We start from the raw sequence: 19,527 nt of genomic DNA, 5'->3' as shown, positions 1-19,527 counted from the left end.
ATAAGATCAGCGCCAAAGATTTTATAAGTTATATAGGATATGAGCAAACTTTTCTATATTACAAATAACTTCTTCCAATATTCATTATTTTCATGACTAAAAATAGCAGTATAATAAAAAATGGCATCTCCGCAATTATTATTGTCTAATATGGTTAGTATTTTTCTAACATAGCCATTGTAAATTTCATCATTAAGTTCGTAAATTGAAAAGGATTCAGTTACTTTTTCTATATACATAAGTGCGTGTATTTCTTGATTTAACTTATTTAATGAATCTATGATTTCATCAATATTTTTAGAAGTAAAGCATTTTAAATTATAAGGTCTACTTCCAAATGAATAGATTATATCTCTTATATCAATTGAACAATAGTCAACCCCATTCAAAAGGTAATAAAATACTTCAAAAAAATCCTTGAAAATATTAAAATCTTTAAAATGAATATCAAGCTCTTCATTGTAGATTGGTTGATATTTGCCATATAGAAATACATAATCGTATTTGCCTTTTATATCCTTGCCAAACCATTTTTGCTCTTCATTATCAAAATATTTTAAACCTTTCTCCACATCAATTAGTAAATCAGAGTTAATAATCAACACACCAATTTCATCATCTGAAACACCATCATTAATACAAAGTTCTTTATTTTTCTTTTTTTCTGCCATTGGTTCAAAATAAAACGCATAGTTATTGATCTCTTTCGTTTTTAAGAATTTTAAGAGTTTATCAGAATTACTAAATATGTTTATTTTAGTTATTATGTTGTCCATAAGGCAAAGCCCCTTTTTAACATCCCTTTGGTATTGTTAAGTTTTCCATATGAACATGCTGCTTTTTAAATTTTTCTAAATTTACCACTTAAGATTTTCAATTGGTCATTTTCATAACCTATATCGTATGTACACATATAAAGACTTGTCACAACAGTATCTTGATCAGTGAATTCCTGAGCTTCTATTGTTATAGTAACTTCTACATGATTATTATCTTTGTAATTAGATATAATGTTTTGAATATTAACATATTCTGTTCTAAGATAGCCATTTCGAAAATCTTGATATGTTGTTCCGCTTTGCCAATCACTGCCTAAAAGTGAATATGCAGTAACATAATCATGTGAATTGATGCATTGATAAAAATACTGAACTAAAGCTTCGGCTTCTTCTTTAATAGATTGACCATTATTAAGTTGCTCTGTTGAATCAACTGCATATTCATTTGTCTGAGGTTTTGATGGATTTTTCGCCCAATTCTCCACAAGTGGTAATACTTGGTTTATAGGTATGGAAAAACCTATTACCCCTTCAATAGTCCCGGCTGAATTTACTCCTAGAACCTCTCCTGTATTTTGATCCAATAGTGGGCCTCCACTACTGCCAGGCGATATAGGAGCTGATATCTGATATACCCCTTTGTACACATATGGTGCAATTGTAAAATCTCTGTCAACACCGCTTATTATCCCCGTCGTAACTGTATTCTGTAACCCCAGTGGACTTCCCATGGCAATGACAGGATCGCCGACTTCCCCTTTTCTCGATGATATTTTAACAGGAGTCTTTCCAGCAAGTTCAGGTACATTTATTAATGCTACATCTATATCTTCACCCTTGCCTATAACTGTACCGTTGTATTCCTTTCCATCATATGTTTTAACTTTTGCTGTTGAAGCACCACTAACTACGTGGGCATTCGTTATGATATCGCCATTAGTGTCGTACAAAAATCCAGAACCTGATACCATATCACCTCCATCGTTGACCTCGATGTACATAACTTTTTCCTGATTATCAGATATTATAGCCTTGATATTAGGTTGTTTTGAATCTTTTGTTTGTGAACTTTTTATAGCGTTATATTGGCTTAATTTTGAATTACCTGTAATTACTTGTTGATGAAATTCTTTGTTAATATAATAAAATGCAACAAGTCCAATTTCTATTATCAGAATTGTTATAAGTAAATTAATAATTAAAGAATTTTTAGAATCTTTTTTTGTCTCTCCCATGCTTGTTTGCCCCTTTTAATCAATATACCAATTTATCCCAGTTATTTTTATATGATCAGCATTTGAAAGCCCATAATGTATATTGGAAAAACTTCCTTTTTGCAATGGTGACAAATAAACTGGATATACATATGTATTGCCGTCTCCAATAGTATTACCATTAGCATCATATATTGCATAATAAATTTCTACTTCATATATAGGTTTTGTGGCTACATTTTTAATTTCTCCTTCTATCACAAAATCTCCATAACCATTGATGTAATTTTTTACATTTAATACACTGACCGCATTGGTCCTGTTCATAGCATCTTCTTTGGCTGCAGAAATCATAGCTTGCTGCATTCTCTGTGCTTCTGCGTTTTCAAAAGCAGTTTTCTGATCTACTATAGTTTTTTTAAATGAAATAAGTTTAGCATTTGAACTATCGTATTGCATAGCTTTTTCTATCACTTTTAATGCTTCATTAAACTGTTTATCCTTTAACAACTCATTGGCATTTGAGTAAGCTATATTGGCAATTTTCTGACGTATTAATTTATCTATATTCTTTGCATCTGGACTATCTATATAGCTTAATCTAGACAATGCATCAGCCAACTCATCAATTGTATTTTTGTTTTTGGCATCATCATACAGTTGTTTTACTTCTACCTGTGTTTTATACTTTTTGCTGAGATTAGAAAGCATGTCAAAATACTCACCACTTCGACCTTCAAGGTCTTTATCAACTGCAGAAATGGATTTTAATGCTAAATCAAATTTTTTATCATCAGCATACTTATTAGCTGTTTCTAATTTTTCATATACCGTTTTGCCAAAATTTATTAAAGCCAGGTCATGTTGTAATACTTTATGATTAGGGCGCAAAGCCAAACCCTTTTTAGCAAAATTTAATGCAGTATCAAAATTCCCCTGTAAAGCCATATCTTCCGCTTTTGCCCGTATTTCTTCCACTTTCTTATTGACACCTATTTCATAGAAAAAATAAAAAGTTACCGCTATGGCAACCATTATGGCAAAACTAAAAGGAATGAGCCAATATCTTTTATTTGAAGTTTTTGCTTCTTTAGATATATTGTCCACTAATGCGCCACAGTAAGGACAGATATGAAGATTGTCTTCTATTTTATAGCCGCAATTCTTGCAGTACATAAATGTCCTCCCCTTCTAGTCGAAAAACCCTTCTTAAAAATAATTATATATTTTTTTACAAATACTCGCTATTTTTTTCCTTCAACTCCTTCAATATTTCTTTCACATTCTGTGCTTTATCTTTTGAGCATATTAAAAGTGCGTCTTCCGTATCTACTACTATCACATCTTCTATGCCTAAAGTCGCAATGAGTTTATCACTTCCCGTTATGATACACTTTTTTGTATCTACGCTTACGACATTGCCTTTTATGACGTTGCCGTTCTCGTCTTTTTCATAGAGCCTTTCTATTGATGTCCAGCTTCCTACATCATCCCAACCAAAGTCTCCCGGCACTACATACACATTCTTCGCTTTTTCCATTATGCCGTAATCTATCGATATACTCTCAAGTTTTGAATATTCCTCATATAATACTTTTTCTATCTCATCTGAATCAAAGTGTTCTCTTATAACATTTAATGCACTGTATAATTGTGGCATATATTCTTTTATCGCATTTAATATTGTAGATGTCTTCCATATGAACATGCCGCTATTCCACAGGTAGTTTCCGCTTTCTACATATTTCACTGCTGTATCATAATCCGGCTTTTCTACGAATCTTTCTACTTTATGTACAGGATTGTTGTTTAATATTTCATGTGTTATTTTCCTAAAGTTTATATATCCATATCCAGTCTCCGGATGTAACGGCTTTATACCTATTGTGACAAGATTATTACCTGATTTTGCTTTTTCTATTGCGGTTTTCAATACTCCTAAATATGTCTCTTCATCTTTTATCACATGATCAGATGGCACTACCACCATGATAGAATCTTTATCAAGCCTTTCTGTATGTAGTGCTGCAAGACCTATACAAGCTGCAGTATTCTTACCCATAGGCTCTATCAATATATTTTCTGTCGGAAGCTCTGGTATCTGGTCGCTAATCAAGCCTGCATAATCTATATTTGTAACGACAAAAATATTTTTAATTGGCATAAGTCTCTTTAGCCTATCCACAGTCTGCTGAATCATAGTCCTATCGCCGTATAACTTTAAAAACTGCTTTGGCATCTTTATCCTGCTTTTTGGCCAGAACCTTTCGCCCTTTCCCCCTGCCATGATTACACCTGTTATCATATGCATCACCTTCTCAATTTTCCCTTATCAGCGGCTACTTCGTCGTTTGCATATTTTAGCCTATAATATTCTACCGTCTCTTTTAGTCCATCTTCTAATTCATAGTCCGGTTTCCATCCAAGCACATCTTTTGCTTTTTTATTGTCAAGATAACTATGTACTATATCTCCTTTGCGAGGCTCAGCATAAATAGGTTTTAAAGAAGCATTCATGATTTTATTCATAATGTTGACAAGTTCATTTATAGTCGTAGCTTTATTTGTACTTATATTTATAATCTCATTGTCACCATTTTCAAGTGCTAAAAGGTTTGCCTTTGCTACATCTTTTACATAGATAAAATCTCTCGTCTGATTGCCATCTCCAAATATCACAGGATTTTTCCCACTCAGCATCTTATCTATAAATATCGATATTACTCCACCTTCGCCTTTAGGATCCTGCCTTATACCGTATACATTGGCATATCTCAATATTGTATATTTTAGACCATATAGTTCATTGTACACTTTTATGTAATGCTCTGGTGTATGTTTTGAGATGCCATAATACGATATGGGATTAACTCTGTGTTTTTCATCAACTCCTAGATACTCTGGGTCACCATATACTGCTGCTGAAGAAGCATAAACAATCTTTTTAACATCGAATTTCCTACAGCACTCTAGCAAATTAATCGTGCCTATAATATTTACTTTAGCATCAAAGACCGGATCATTTATAGACCTCTGTATATCTATCTGTGCTGCATGATGTATTACATAATCAATTTTCTCATCTTCAAATACCTTGTATAAATCATTATCTGTAATATCTACATTATAAAATCTAGCTTTTTTATTTATGTTCTCTTTTTTACCTGTAGACATATTGTCAACAACAATAACATCATATCCATTATCAATAAGAAGATCTACGATATTTGATCCTATGAAACCTGCTCCACCTGTAACTAATATGTTCAAACTTTTTCACTCCTACTTTTCTAGTTTTGTTACTCCAAATTCGTTATACACATTATAATCCATAGATTTAAGCAATTCTTCTAAAGTCATATCATCTTTTATTCCAGATGACGCCTCTTTTGTTAATGCTATTTTCAAAGTTAATAGTAATATTTTTATATCTAACCATACAGAATAATTCATTATATAAATAAGGTCTAACCTCAGTTTATCATCAGCATCTGTAGTATACTTTCCTAAAACTTGTGCAAGCCCGGTAATACCTGCTTTAACATTATGCCTGTATCTATAAGACGGATATTGCTCTTCAAACTGTCTTACAAAATATGGTCTTTCTGGTCTAGGACCAACAAAGCTCATATCACCTTTTAAAACATTCAATAGCTGCGGCAGTTCATCGAGCCTTGTTGCTCTCAATATTTTGCCTATTTTTGTTATACGCGGATCATTGTCTGTAGCTAATACAGGGCCCGTCATTTTTTCAGCATCTTTAACCATTGTCCTAAACTTATATACTTTAAATTCTCGTTCATTTTCAGTAATTCTAGTTTGACTATATATTACCGGTCCTGGAGACGTTAATTTAATAAATAAAGAAATTATAAGCATGAATGGACTCGAAATTATTAAACCTATTAATGCTAACATTACATCGCCAATTCTCTTTATTATTTTTTGTTCTGCTGTAAGTGTTGGATAATTAATACTAATCGTTGGTACATCATCAAATTGAATAAATTGTGATTTAGTTAAAAGAATATCTTTAAAATCCGGCACAATAAATATATGTTTTTTAAATTTAATAGCTTCTGAAATAATATCCGACTTAATCTCCTCATGTATTTTATCGCAAATATATACCGCATCTATTTCTTTAACATATTCTTTATTACTTAGAAATTTTTCAGGTTCTAATATGTATCTTATATCGTACCAACCTTTTGAACTTATTATCAATTTTTTTGCTAATTTCTCTGCTGTCACATCATCGCCAATGATCATTATATTTTTCTCGCCATGAACATACTTCCTTATATTCTGAACAAAATATCTCCAAATTGACAATGAAATTAACTGTATAAAAAAAGCAATAAAAAAAATACTTCTCGGAAAAGCAAATTGCCTTGTAAAAAAGGTTGATGCTGTCGTTATTATCTGCAATAAAATCAAGGAAATAATCAATGAAAACAAAATATCGCTATATGTTTTTCGCGAAATGGTATAGAGTCCATAAATATTGAATAATAAAATTGTTGATAGCGTAATAACAGGTATTAATTCATAGTATGGAATAAGATTTATCATTGGCGGATTTAAACTGAACCTTAATATATATGCAATTATAAAACCTATATGTACTAATAACAGGTCAACTATAAAAACAAAAAACTTGCTTAACTTGAAAAATTTATTTATATGTATTCTCAAATAATCACCTCCCCATAATTTTACAGCCAGTTTAATTCTATCTTTTTCTGTGATGTTATATAGTACAAAATTGAATACTTTTAATAATATAAAAGAACCTTTTAGCCCTTTATATAAGCTTCACAAAATTACTTGATTCAAGTTCATCTATTTTTTTAATAATTTCATCTTCACTAAAATATGGTTTAATTTCATGTATAAGTTTTGATATATCCTCCTTTGTAAAATTAATATTACTTTCTTTATAATCATTTATAACATAATGTATTGTCGTAATTAATTCAAGTGATTTTGCCGATAATTGTCCAAATTCCTTAACTACGTCACTTATAGTATCCTTATTTTCTTCGATAAACTGCCCAGCTTTTTCATAGATATACTCCATCGCCGAATCTTCACCTGGCAATATATTATATCTTTCATTATTCATCTTTATTTTTGCAGCATCTAAATATGATAAATAATCAAGATCGTCTAATATTTCTTTTGAAAAAGGGCCATATGTATATAAACTAAAATCATATCCAATAGGCACATTAAATTTCTCTTGTAATATATAAATTAATTTAACTAATGCTGTTCTTCCCAACCTATATTCATACTTTTCTGTTTCTTTAATTATATGTACTATAGAAGCATATCTTATAAATTCCCTATTCTCCACTGTATAATCCCTCCTTCTTTAAAATATTAATCGCCTTTTCTTGAAATATAAGTGGTACATATATTCGTTTTTGTCTTACAGTTTTAATATTATTAACAACGTTAGATAATTCTGATAACGACCTTACAACAATTTCACCGCTTTCATCTTCTTTTAATATTTTTATATCATCATTTCCTATATTATAAAATGATTTCTCTGCTTCATCAACAAAGCATTCATCAATTTCACAAGATATGCTATGATAAATATCATCAAATTTTTTTAAATCATCTATATCAGGGACTTCATTAGTATGATAAACGCATCTATCATGTTCTCTCTTTAATATTTTTTCACAATCATATAATTCTTTATTTTCCTTTATTAAGTTGCCAACTTTCCAATCATCCCACTCCAAATAATCTTTAATATTTTCTTCATTATTAGGTGGTTTCAATTTACCATCATTATAATTTAATTTTAATAAAATTTCTCTAATTGCATTTGCAATATGATGATCATACGCCCTTCTCGTATGATGGAAATATACTTGCGTAAACATATAATATCTTGCAAGTATTAATGATTCCGCAACATGAAGTCCACCCTCTTTAAATCCTAAAATAGGTCTATCTTCTGTTTTAACAATTACAATTGTTTTTAATAATCTTTTAAGATCAAAAATACCATATTGTACTCCTATATGATACGAATCTCTTAAAAGATAATCTATTCTATCTGCATCCACTTGTCCGCTTATTATATCTACCCAGAAGAAAAATTTCTTTAAAACTTTATAATCTTTAACTACAAATGCAGCAACTTCCTCAGCTTTAATATCATAATTATTGTTTAATTTGTGATCTTCTATTAGCTCTTTAAAAACAGTTTTTATTATTGCACTACTATAATCCTCATGCTTATATAATTTGCCATTATCCTTATGTGGCATTATACTTTCACCTGCATGGGAAAAAGGTGCGTGTCCTACATCATGCAAAAGTGCTGCCAATCTTATTATTGTTCTTATTTTATTTAATCCATCCTCTTTTAAGCCATATTCTGATTTCAGCATGTCTTTACATTCATTAACGATATTATCAAAGACCTTAGTGGCTACATGCATAACCCCCAGCGAATGTTCAAATCTTGTATGTACAGCACCTGGATATACTAAATCTGTCAATGCCAATTGGCGTATCCTTCTCAACCTCTGAAAAACTGGATGATTTATTATATCCCTTTCCCATTCATTTATTTCGATAAATCCATAAATCGGATCCCTAATTTCCCATAGCTTTTCCTTCAAATCCCACACCCCGCAATGTCATATAGACATTATGACTATTTACTCTAGAAAACTTTCTATGCCGTCAAAATTATTATTAGTTCGATATTATCTATATTTATTGATATAAATTCGACATAAAATGTTATTTTCCTTCTATATATAAAATCGTTAATTAATCTAATACTTTAAGATGAACAATATTTTTTAAATTCTTTTTCTTACTTATATAAAAGAAATAAACATTCTATCCAAGGTTTCATATACATTTTTTTGAATATTTTTTCTGATCAATGAACTCGATGCATCATAATTTATTCTCAAACACCTTATTTCATATTGATATTGATTATGGAATTATCAATTTATTTCCAAATTAATAATCTTATTTATCTACATTGTAAGTAATTACGTTTGTTTTGTAATTTTTGAACAAAAGATTTATATCATCTTTGCTCTTTATATAATTATACATAATTTTACTGTAATTAATAAAATTATTTACTTTAACAATATTAAATTTACAAAATAATATAATTCTAAAATATAGAAGAAACCTGTATTTATCATCAATAGTCTTTTTATATTTCAATATAATAAAGACTTTTTCATAAGTTGAATATAATACAAATAAATATACATATGGAACAAACATTATCGATAGAATCGAGGGCAAGATTAAGTCTTTAAAAAGATCTAAGAAAACAATATTTTTTATATCACTCAAAAACTTTATTGTCGAATAAAACAGTATATAAATACCAATAACTGCAGTTATAATATTTAACAATTTAATAATTGACTTATAATTTTCATTTTGGTATTTTGTTTTTAATTCAAATGACATTTTAAAAAGATATAAAAAAGAAATAACAGGAATTAAAATTATTTCACATATCAATGAAAAATTATACAAATTTATAATAAATTCCAATATAATAACAATCTTGACATTATCTTTTATTATATTCTCAAAATACTTCATATCTTTGGCTTCTCCTATTGATTTTATAGAATTTACAATAGCAACTGATATGTACCAAATTATAGTGTCTTTTAATAATCTAAACTCCCAAAATCCAATTTTAAATAATATAAAAATAATTGATGATACATATAAAAGCATACTTATATGCCAACCAATAAATTTTTTGCTAAAAAATATTCTAATAACATCCAACAACGATTTTCGAACATCTTTTTTAGAAAGAGCATATAACAATAATACAAATAGCCAAAATCCAACAGCTAATTCTCTATTACTAAAAATATTTTTTAAAGCTAGAATTTTAAGCATATTGTTCTGCACCTAATATATTAAACATTTCAATTGTTAGCACTAAATAAAATAAAGAGCAATTTTTAGCTTAAATATCTTTTAGCAATGGACTTCCCTTATTTGTGCCCAACCTGTAATTCTAGGCTAAACACCATAACGTTACATCTGCTCATCTGTATAATAATTTAAATATTCCTAACTAATAGCCTTGGTCCAACTAGACTCATATCAACTTTTAACACATTAAATAATTCAATTCTGCTAGTTCATCAAGACTTGTACTTCTAAGGACCTTACCTATCGTTGTTAATCTCTCTTCATAAGGTAACAGATTACCATATTTATCTCTTTCATTATTCATAGTTCTAAATTTATAAATCTTAAAAGGCTTCCTATTTAATCCTGGTCGAGTCTGGCGATACAAAATTGGGAAACCCATTTTTTATAAACAATAACTGCAATTATTAGCATTAGTAGAGTTATATAATTAAAAGAAGTGATGATATGGTTATATCTAGAATCCTTTTGTTAGTGCTTAAATTCATTTAATTACCCTATTTTTATTTAATTTTTTTCTTTCCCATTTTTTATACTATATATATCGTCTTAGCAATTACTTTAAGTGATAATAACATCACATTTAAGATAATTTATCTCTAAGCCTAGAAACAAACACAATCTTTGGTTTAGTACAAGTTATAATTGATTCTATATAATCACATATTACGCCTATTATGTCATTGTCGTTTCTATGATTATATAGAATTTCTAATAACCATTTGATTAATGAAATACCACGTATTTTACCCGATAATTCAGAAATGATACAAATTAATCCTATAATATTTATTTTTGAAAGTCGAGTTTTACGGTTTTCATAGTTAATTATTTCTTTGTTAAACTTACATATAATTTCATTTATTTCATCTATATTTACTGTTTCATCTGAAATTTTACATATGATTTTTCTTAACCTCTCAATGTCTTTACCTTTGAAAGATTTAGCAAGATCTATAACAGGCGCATCCGAATTTATTGTCAGCAAACCATTTAATATGACTGATGAATTTTTAATAAAGTAAGGATATTCACCGGTTCTTAATCCCGAGTATATATTTGCTAATATCTGCACATAATTTTCCTCAAATTTTTGTGGAACCACATTTGCTGAAAAAGGCGCTGCTAATCCTACTAATCTATCTGCTGAAAAAAATTCAATAAGTCTATCAATTCCATGTATAGATTTCAATATCGATGATGCAATTGAACCCATACCAATAGAACCTATTGCCATTGAACCTCTTAAATTAACCATCTCTTCTTCTATAGACCAAATACGGCCTAATTCACATATAAAACCTTCCAAAATTTTTCTTATATTGTCATTTTTGATGTAACTTACAGAAGAATATAAAGCCCTCAATAAATAAGTTCTTTCTTTAATTCCAAAAGGAAGGTATAAAAAAGGAAATCTTATTCTACTATCTATAATAGATAAAGCTGCTAACCTTCTGGTTAATATAAAACTATCTGGCACAGCTTCTACTAAAGGTTCAATCATATTTAAAGAATATCTATCAATTGATTGCGGTAAAACAAAACTTACTCTCCCTATATTTGCCAAATCAATAAGATCATTTAAATCAATTTTTAATGAAGATAAAAAATTATCGTCATAACCATTTATTGGTAATGCAATAATTATATTCTCATACATCGGTAAAAAATTTCTTATATTTTCCTGCGGAAAAACAGTAGCATCTAGAAAACAGCGTGATTGCAATCTATCCCATGAATTTGGCAATATACCTGTTTGATTTTTTATCTTCCCTTTTAATATAGATTCACGATTTTCCACCCAAAAATATTCATCATCCTCAAGTAAAGTTCTCAAATTTTTAGAATACTTATCTGATACAAATTTACTTGGTATAATTTCAATATCACCTTGATTAAATACACGAAATTTTGCTTTTTCCTTTACTTTGCTATCTACAAGCAATCTATAGTTTAATGGTATTCCAAGCTTTTTAATAATATTTTTTAATAATAAATTTTCTTCTTTTGTTAACTGCTTATCTACTACTATTTCTATTTCTTGATCTTTATTATATCGTAGGTAAATAAAAGGAAAATCCTTGGGTAGCATTAAATAAAGTTTAATAATCGTATTCCTCAAATTATCAGGAGTTCCTGATCCATTTATTAATTCCTCTATATTTCTTTCTTCTACCTCTAAAGCATTGGAAGGTATACTATTAACTAATTTTATTGGGCAACCAGCAACTTTATTATTTGCAAACCATTGAAATATATTTGATCCATCCATAGCTTTTGTATTTCCATCTATATCAGGACACAAAACATAATAATATGATGACTTTTTATCATAATACAATCCTTTGACATATATATGTGGTTGACTAAATAAAAATCTTTCATATGAATAACGTGCATAATAATCAAAATTAGTTGAGTCTATTTTATTACTCTTTTCAAACAATAGTATCACCTTCAAATAAATAATCTTCTATAAATCTCATCCATCTCCTTTAAGACTTTGTCAATAGAGTAATCTTGAATAATTTTCCTCCCCTCATCTCCCATCTTCTTTCTTAAATCTTCACTTTCAATCAAATTTTGCAAAGCATCAACAGTCGCATTTACATCGTCTAAAGGCACTAAATAGCCATTTGTTCCATCCTTTACTAAATCTCTATTTCCTCTTACATCTGTTGCTACAACCGGTTTTCCTGCTGCCATTGCCTCCATTATGCATCTTGGTAAGCCCTCTCTCATGCTAGTCAAAGCAAATATGTCCGAAATATTTAATAAATCTGGTATATCAAGTCTAAAACCTAATAATTTAACTTTACCGCTTAACCCATTCTCTTCTACATACTTTTTTAAGTAACACTCATATTCACCTATCCCTACAATTAAATAATATACATTGTCAAGACTCTTTAATTTTATCAATGAATCTAATATCTGTTTATGATTTTTATTTGCATTTAATTCTGCAACAGTTAATATCACAATATCTTTCTCACCAAAACCAAAAGCTTTTCTCGTTTGTTTTCGTTCATTTTTATCACTTATATTATATTTATCAATATCCAGTCCAACACCATGAACATAAAAAACAGCATTACTTTTTCTTAGTTTAAATCTCTTTGCCGCATTATAATCTTCATCATTCATTGTTATAAGACCATCAGTCCAATGAGCAGCTAAACGCTCCATGGTATAATAAATAAGCCAGTTCTTTATTGATGCTCCTTTATAGAAATGAAAACCGTGAGCTGTATAAATCACAGGTTTTGTCCCTGTTATTTTTGCAGCTAATCGTCCTAAAAAAGCACCAACAGGTGTATGAACATGAATTAAAGAATATTTATCTTCTCTCATTATCTTTATTAACTGATTAAGTGCTTTTAAATTAGAAAATGAATATGGGGATCTTTCAAAATCAATATCATAACATACAATTCCTAATTTTTTCAGTTCATCTTGTCTATTTCCCAATTTCGTCGCAACATGAACTTCACATCCTTTATTTTGAAAATACTGTATAAAAGGAATATGAAAATTTAATATATGTGATTCAACTGTTGCTATAAATAAAATTTTCTTCATCAAATATCACCATTCACATTCTCATTTTTAATACTCTTTTTACTACTTTTTAAATTATAAAGTGAAGCAGCGTAAATAAAAAATGCATCCCATGCCAACATACGTAATCTTGTATTTGCACCAATATTATCACTGAATAATGCAATTGCAGCAATTAAAATAAATGAAAATAAGAAGACTAATTCCTTAATTGTTATATTACGTCTATCAAATATATTTTTTACTCCTTTAATAAATTTAGGTATTAAAACCCATACAATAATTGCATCTATAAGTCCAATTGCAATTGTAAGATTTTCTATTTGCCATGGGAGTGGACCAAACATTGCTGTAATAAAACTATAACCATAGGTAAAAATAAAACCATAAATTGAGGAAAAATCTATTTTTATTCCTGCAGCACTTCCACCAATTGAATAAACAGTATCTCGTATTGTTGATAATTTTTTAGGATTTAGAATATTATTGATAAAGTTTAAACCAAAGATTCCATAACCAAATATCATTGGAATTGTTGCAAATAATACTAACAATGCAATAATATATTTAAATGATATTCTATTTGAAAATAGTATATATATAAATGAAGCAATCAGTATTGCTAACATTGTATAGCCACGTAAAAGTGATAATATTATAAGAGTAAATATGAGCATAACCAAATTTTTCATTTTGAAATTATTAAATAACCGAATTAATAAATATAGTGATATAATACCTATCATAATCAACATTGGATCTTTTAATAGTTGTGTCGAATAAAAAATAGATGATGGATAAAAACTCAATAAAAACCCAGCAATATTTACGGGATTCCTTAGATCATATTGATTTTTCGTACTTTCACTTACTTCTCTCGTAATTAAAACACCAAAATAAACAGTAATCGAACTAAATAAAACATTAGCCAACTGTCCAAGAAATAGGCTTGGACTAAAAATAAAGAAAAGAAATGTCAAAAAATAAGGATAATAATTAGGTAATGTTGTAGGAATATTACCATTTAACATACTTTTTGCAACATCATAGTAATATTTATCATCACCACCACTTGACATTGGAATAAATCCATTAAATCCTGCTTGAATTGAATAAAAATGAATTATAATTAAAGCTATTAAACGGATAATCAGAGCTATAAAAAACCATTGTAATGCTGGTATGTATAATGAAATATCCCATTTAGATTCTTTAGTTATATATTGCGAATATGTATTGTTAATCATAAATACAGCTCCTCATTGATTTTTAAATAATAGACTTGTGCTAATAAAGCAAACAAAAAAATTTAAATTTTTTTGCAATGCTTTAAGAACAACACCAAAACTATAAATCCCCTTTCGAAAAGCATGGGTGTCCCTATTTAAGTGCTCCTTAGAAATTTTAAGGCTTTATACATAAACTTAACTGCATATTGAGCTTTATATTTATTGATGAAAGCACCAATTTTATTTATCGTTTTTTTGCAATTATATCAGTATCTTCTTTTAATATTTCACTCTCCGTTTTAAATTCACAAATAAGCTTCTTTATTACCTTGTATTCTTGGGTATGAGTTCCTCACTTTCAAAAACTTTTACTGGGGGAAATATTTTATAACATTTATAAATAGCCACTGTTACTACGCATATTCACAGCTTAGATCCCGCACTGACTTACCCGAATAATATAACTCTATAACCTGCTGCTTAAATTCTTCTGATTTTAAACACTGTTTAACATTACCTTCCATAAATATGTTTTATCGTGTTAAATGTTTCGTGTACAGTAAATTATATACTAACACCATTCCTTCAGTTTATTAAATCATTATATAATTTATATAGATTATCACTATATATCTCAATTGAAAATTTATTTTTTACAACATTATACCCAGTTTCACCTAATTTTTTCGCATAATCATAATTATTTAATAATTCTTTAATGGCTTTTGCTAAATCAATTTCATTTTCTGGCTCAACTAATAAGCCGGTTTTTCCATCTTCTAATATTTCTGGAATTCCACCAACTTTAGTTGCTATAATTGGTTTAGCTTTTGACATTGCTTCTAAAATTGAAACTGGTAGTCCTTCCCATCTGGATGGCAAAATAAATATTTTAGATTGTTCTAATAAATTATTAATGTCTTTTCTATTTCCAAGAAAATCAACTTTATCTTCTAGTCCTAAGTTATTCCTTAAATTTATTAATTCATCTTTTAAAATACCATCACCTACTATTGCAACCTTATTTATATGATCTTCAATACTTTTTATAGATTTTAATAAAATATCAATACCTTTTACATTACTTCTCATTGATCCAACTAATATTAAATCATATTTAATATTGTCTTCTTTCTTATCTTCAAGGGGAATACCGTTATATATTGTTAAAGCTTTATTTGATATAGTTGGAATCCAATTAATCAAATCGTTCTTAGTCATATTACTAACACATACTATTTTGGCATATGGTAAATATGAAATATAATCAAAAATACGAAATATAACATAATTTCTACGCCTATTAAACGAGTTATGCTCAGTAAAAATAAATTTAGTATCTTTCGTAAACAATGAAGCTAATGAACAAAAATATTGTGCTGGAAAAAGATGCACATGAACAATATCATACTTGTTTTGCTTTATTAATTTACTATAGATGAGAAAAAATGATAACAAATATTACCATCAAATAGATACACTACACCTATGCTAACTGTAGTTGTTCTAAAATTTCATCAATAGGTACTTTATTATTAGCTTGCTCATATAGCCATTGAACACGCTGCTTTTGTACTTCTTTGCGAACCTTTTTTATTCCTTGTCCAAATTTGCAATATTTGTCGTCTGAAGTCGTACAATACATGTATGTCAATGATATAAGCCATAATAATCTATCTATTGATTTTGTTGAGCGTACTTGATACGTATTTAGTCCAAGATTATTCTTTGTCTGTCTAAAGAATATTTCTATAGGCCATCTTTGACTGTAGTAATTTAGAATTGTCTCGGTATCTAATTCAGTATTAGTACAAATAAATGCATGTAGAGCATTCTCATTTTTAAAAGCTTTCTCAGGCCAGCACAATACTACTACAGCATTATCTATGCCATTTAAGGCTCCTTCATAGCGATATACCCAGTAATTAGAACCGTTCACTGTAACGAGGTGAACTTCGTTCTTTTCGATATATTGGGCAAAGTCTTTTATCTGAATTCTAATGCCTTGTGGATAGATAATTCTGTTAGTTTTTAGTGCTCCTATGAGATGGTATCCTCTTTCAAAATGTGCTTCTATTACTTTTTTGTTTATGTACCATGAATCACATAGTCCATATGCTGGTCCTTTAGGTATTGGAAGCATAGATACCATTTCACATATTCTTTCGATTTTGCTTTTGCCACCTTTTTCATAGCGCTCAATGCAGCAAGGCAATACTACTTTGCCGCAGGATAGCATCATGGTAAGAAGTTGGTGTCCCCAAACTTGTTTCCCTTTTAAATGTGATTGATGGAATCCTGTTGCCTGGATAGTATGTTTAGCCTGTAACGAAGGCTTTGTCTTCTCAGCAATAGTATCATCAAAAATCACAAATATCGGCTTGTTGCTAATTTGGGATAATTCAAATATAATACGAATAACTTCTCGCCTTATAGCTTTCCATGCATACTCTATATTCCAAACACCTTGGCTTAAAAATTTGCCAAAGGTAGTTCTATGGCAATTAGCAAAGCTTAAATTAACTATGTCAGTGACAGTACCACTATAACCCTTTTGAGTGGCAGCAATTATAAATTCTACAATATGGCGAATAACAGGCTTAGAGAAATATAATGCAAAATTTAATTTCATTAAGTACTGGATTATTGATGAATTTTCTGTTATTCTTTTATTATGAGACATTTGCTCCACTCCTATGATTAATATTGTTATAGGGTAACAATATATTAATACCATAGAAGCGAGCATTTGTCTCTATTTTTTATTAAATTTTTTCATGTAAGTTTATTATGTAAATTTGTGCCAGTGAATTTTCTCATCTATAGATTATAAATTAAATATATAAAACGTATATATATAACATTGATCTTTTTTAAGAATCCCGGAAGACCAATTAAAATTATTAACACTGCAAAAATTTGCATAAAAAAATACGTTACTTTTTTATATGTTATTTTTAAATACTTAAAAGAAAGAATAAATATTAATAATAATTGAATACTTAACAAAATTCTAAAACCACCAAAAATATTTAATATTATTGATAAAACTAAAACAATTTTTGAAAAAATATTATATCTTTTATTTAATATATTAGTATATGAAACATACGTAGATAATGTTACTAAATTTAATGATTTATAAGAGATTCGTCCCGAATTCAAATAAATTAAACTCGGCTTAATTATCCATAGTAAAAGTATTATTAAGGTAAAAAATATTACTGAATTTAGAATAGCAAGATTCACCTTATATGTTAATCTATCTTGAGTTTTATTTAAATATTCATAATAAAAATACATTAATAATATAAATACAGAGCCCCTTAAATCAGCAACAATTTTAAATAAATTATTGTTATTACTGATACCAATAAAAAGAGGTATTAGCAATAACAATATATATAAAATTATTATTATACCTACGCCTTTATTTACTTTGCCACATTTAATAATATATATTATAAATCCAATTAGTAAAAATATTGTCAATATATCTGAAATATATACAGCATTATTGGCAACTTTAATCACTCCAAGTGTATAAGAATTATCCGAAGCTTCTGGCAAACCTAAAATTAGGCTCAGCAAAAATATAAATAATTTATCTTTAATACTATATAACTCAATATTCAATCTAATCACCATTTTTTATATTTCTTCATACAGACTTATTAATTTTCCTTCCATCATACTCCAGCTAAAATATTTATTATAAATTTCTTTTACTCTTATACTGAATGAATCTCTATCATACAGATTCATCTGCGAAAAATTTTTTAAAGCATTTTCTAAATCATACATATCTCCATATTCTACGATTTCGCCTAAACGATATTTTTCGACCAACTCATCCATCCCAGTATTCTTAGCTACTATGATAGGTTTCCCTAACATCATAGCTTCAAATAACTTATTCGCACTGGAAAATCTGTGATTAGGTATACTAGGATCATAAGTTGCAAACATCACATCAGAACTATTATTAATTTTTAGTGCTATATCATAATTTACTCTTCCATAAAACTTTATATTGGAAAAATTAGAGCAATGTGACAATATTTCATTTTCGTCACCCCCAAAACCTGCTAAATAGAGCATCCAATTCGGATGGCGTTGCACAACTTTAATCATTTCAATAAGACCCCTCTCAATTTGAAGAAGACCTACATATGCAATACGTAATTGGGCACCATACTCTTTATATTCGAAACAATTATCATAATTATTAATATCTTCAGGTGTATTATATATAACTATCAGTCTTTTAGGATTACTACCTTTAATTTGTTTTTTCCTACATTCATCAGCTATTATGACAGCATCCACCCTATTAATACAAAAAAAATCAACTTTCTTTATTAACTTTTTTATCGCACTAGGTACTTTTCTTAACATATCTGAATAAAAATCAAATATATCATAAACAACTTTTTTCTTGAAAAGATATTTTGTTATAATCGTTGGAATAATAGTATCAAAATCACATGCATGAATATAATCATATGTATTATGATTTTTAAACAACCAAATTAATAGGTAAATATTCCATTTAACTAAATAGGGAAAATTCCTAATTCCTGATCCAAATTGTGCTGGGATATTTAATCTTGTTATATTTGCATAAGGTAACTTCTCGTTATTCAATTGACCTGTTCGATCCCATCCGACAATATTTACATCATATCCATGTTTGAACAAACTTTTTGCTTCTTTCTCGACTCTAGGATCTGGTGCTACAGGATTTGAACGCAAAAATACTACCCTCTTCGACAT

General features: G+C 28.6%; 17 protein-coding genes. All 17 read right to left on the bottom strand.

The features are described from left to right. Nucleotides 1-53: 53 nt before the first annotated feature. Nucleotides 54-776 (bottom strand): hypothetical protein, encoded by a 723-nt coding sequence (locus TTHE_RS04610; protein WP_013297433.1) that lies wholly within the window; start codon nucleotides 774-776, stop codon nucleotides 54-56. Nucleotides 777-841: 65 nt separating this feature from the next. Then, complete coding sequence (locus TTHE_RS04605; protein WP_013297432.1) at nucleotides 842-2,014, bottom strand: S1C family serine protease; 1,173 nt, start codon at nucleotides 2,012-2,014, stop codon at nucleotides 842-844. A gap of 15 nt (nucleotides 2,015-2,029) precedes the next feature. Continuing rightward, entirely contained in the window at nucleotides 2,030-3,169 is a 1,140-nt protein-coding gene (locus TTHE_RS04600; RefSeq protein WP_013297431.1) for an FxLYD domain-containing protein, read from the bottom strand. Between the two features lie 55 nt (nucleotides 3,170-3,224). Beyond that, entirely contained in the window at nucleotides 3,225-4,298 is a 1,074-nt protein-coding gene (locus tag TTHE_RS04595; RefSeq protein ID WP_013297430.1) for a mannose-1-phosphate guanylyltransferase, read from the bottom strand. A 5-nt stretch (nucleotides 4,299-4,303) separates the two neighbouring features. Beyond that, nucleotides 4,304-5,263, bottom strand: a complete 960-nt coding sequence (locus TTHE_RS04590) for an SDR family oxidoreductase (protein ID WP_013297429.1) — start codon at nucleotides 5,261-5,263, stop codon at nucleotides 4,304-4,306. Nucleotides 5,264-5,275: 12 nt separating this feature from the next. Next, the gene (locus TTHE_RS04585) at nucleotides 5,276-6,691 is read right to left on the bottom strand and encodes a sugar transferase (protein WP_013297428.1); all 1,416 of its coding nucleotides are present in this window, start codon (nucleotides 6,689-6,691) and stop codon (nucleotides 5,276-5,278) included. Nucleotides 6,692-6,800: 109 nt separating this feature from the next. Then, nucleotides 6,801-7,355: a type II toxin-antitoxin system antitoxin SocA domain-containing protein gene (locus TTHE_RS04580; RefSeq protein WP_013297427.1), complete on the bottom strand. Its 555-nt coding sequence runs from the start codon at nucleotides 7,353-7,355 to the stop codon at nucleotides 6,801-6,803. Then, nucleotides 7,345-8,655: an HD domain-containing protein gene (locus tag TTHE_RS04575; RefSeq protein WP_013297426.1), complete on the bottom strand. Its 1,311-nt coding sequence runs from the start codon at nucleotides 8,653-8,655 to the stop codon at nucleotides 7,345-7,347. The genes TTHE_RS04580 and TTHE_RS04575 overlap by 11 nt, the downstream gene beginning before the upstream one ends. Before the next feature lie 355 nt (nucleotides 8,656-9,010). Then, on the bottom strand, nucleotides 9,011-9,922 hold the full coding sequence (locus TTHE_RS04570; protein ID WP_013297425.1) for a hypothetical protein: 912 nt from the start codon (nucleotides 9,920-9,922) through the stop codon (nucleotides 9,011-9,013). 217 nt (nucleotides 9,923-10,139) lie between these two features. Next, entirely contained in the window at nucleotides 10,140-10,343 is a 204-nt protein-coding gene (locus tag TTHE_RS14545) for a sugar transferase (protein ID WP_081441841.1), read from the bottom strand. 201 nt (nucleotides 10,344-10,544) lie between these two features. Continuing rightward, nucleotides 10,545-12,407 (bottom strand): hypothetical protein, encoded by a 1,863-nt coding sequence (locus TTHE_RS04565; RefSeq protein ID WP_013297424.1) that lies wholly within the window; start codon nucleotides 12,405-12,407, stop codon nucleotides 10,545-10,547. An 11-nt stretch (nucleotides 12,408-12,418) separates the two neighbouring features. Continuing rightward, nucleotides 12,419-13,543 carry a glycosyltransferase family 4 protein gene (locus TTHE_RS04560; RefSeq protein WP_013297423.1) on the bottom strand — a complete coding sequence of 375 codons (1,125 nt, stop codon included), beginning with the start codon at nucleotides 13,541-13,543 and terminating at the stop codon, nucleotides 12,419-12,421. Next, nucleotides 13,543-14,769, bottom strand: coding sequence for a glycosyltransferase family protein (locus TTHE_RS04555; RefSeq protein ID WP_013297422.1), 1,227 nt, complete (start codon nucleotides 14,767-14,769; stop codon nucleotides 13,543-13,545). The genes TTHE_RS04560 and TTHE_RS04555 overlap by 1 nt, the downstream gene beginning before the upstream one ends. A 567-nt stretch (nucleotides 14,770-15,336) precedes the next feature. After that, entirely contained in the window at nucleotides 15,337-16,209 is an 873-nt protein-coding gene (locus TTHE_RS04550) for a glycosyltransferase family 4 protein (protein WP_013297421.1), read from the bottom strand. A 28-nt stretch (nucleotides 16,210-16,237) separates the two neighbouring features. After that, nucleotides 16,238-17,434 carry an IS701 family transposase gene (locus tag TTHE_RS04545; protein ID WP_013297420.1) on the bottom strand — a complete coding sequence of 399 codons (1,197 nt, stop codon included), beginning with the start codon at nucleotides 17,432-17,434 and terminating at the stop codon, nucleotides 16,238-16,240. Nucleotides 17,435-17,571: 137 nt separating this feature from the next. Continuing rightward, nucleotides 17,572-18,399, bottom strand: coding sequence for a hypothetical protein (locus TTHE_RS04540; RefSeq protein WP_013297419.1), 828 nt, complete (start codon nucleotides 18,397-18,399; stop codon nucleotides 17,572-17,574). Between the two features lie 3 nt (nucleotides 18,400-18,402). After that, nucleotides 18,403-19,527 (bottom strand): glycosyltransferase family 4 protein, encoded by a 1,125-nt coding sequence (locus TTHE_RS04535; RefSeq protein WP_013297418.1) that lies wholly within the window; start codon nucleotides 19,525-19,527, stop codon nucleotides 18,403-18,405.

Source organism: Thermoanaerobacterium thermosaccharolyticum DSM 571 (assembly GCF_000145615.1).
Lineage (GTDB): Bacteria > Bacillota > Thermoanaerobacteria > Thermoanaerobacterales > Thermoanaerobacteraceae > Thermoanaerobacterium > Thermoanaerobacterium thermosaccharolyticum.
This window is presented reverse-complemented; position numbering and strand designations above follow the sequence as displayed.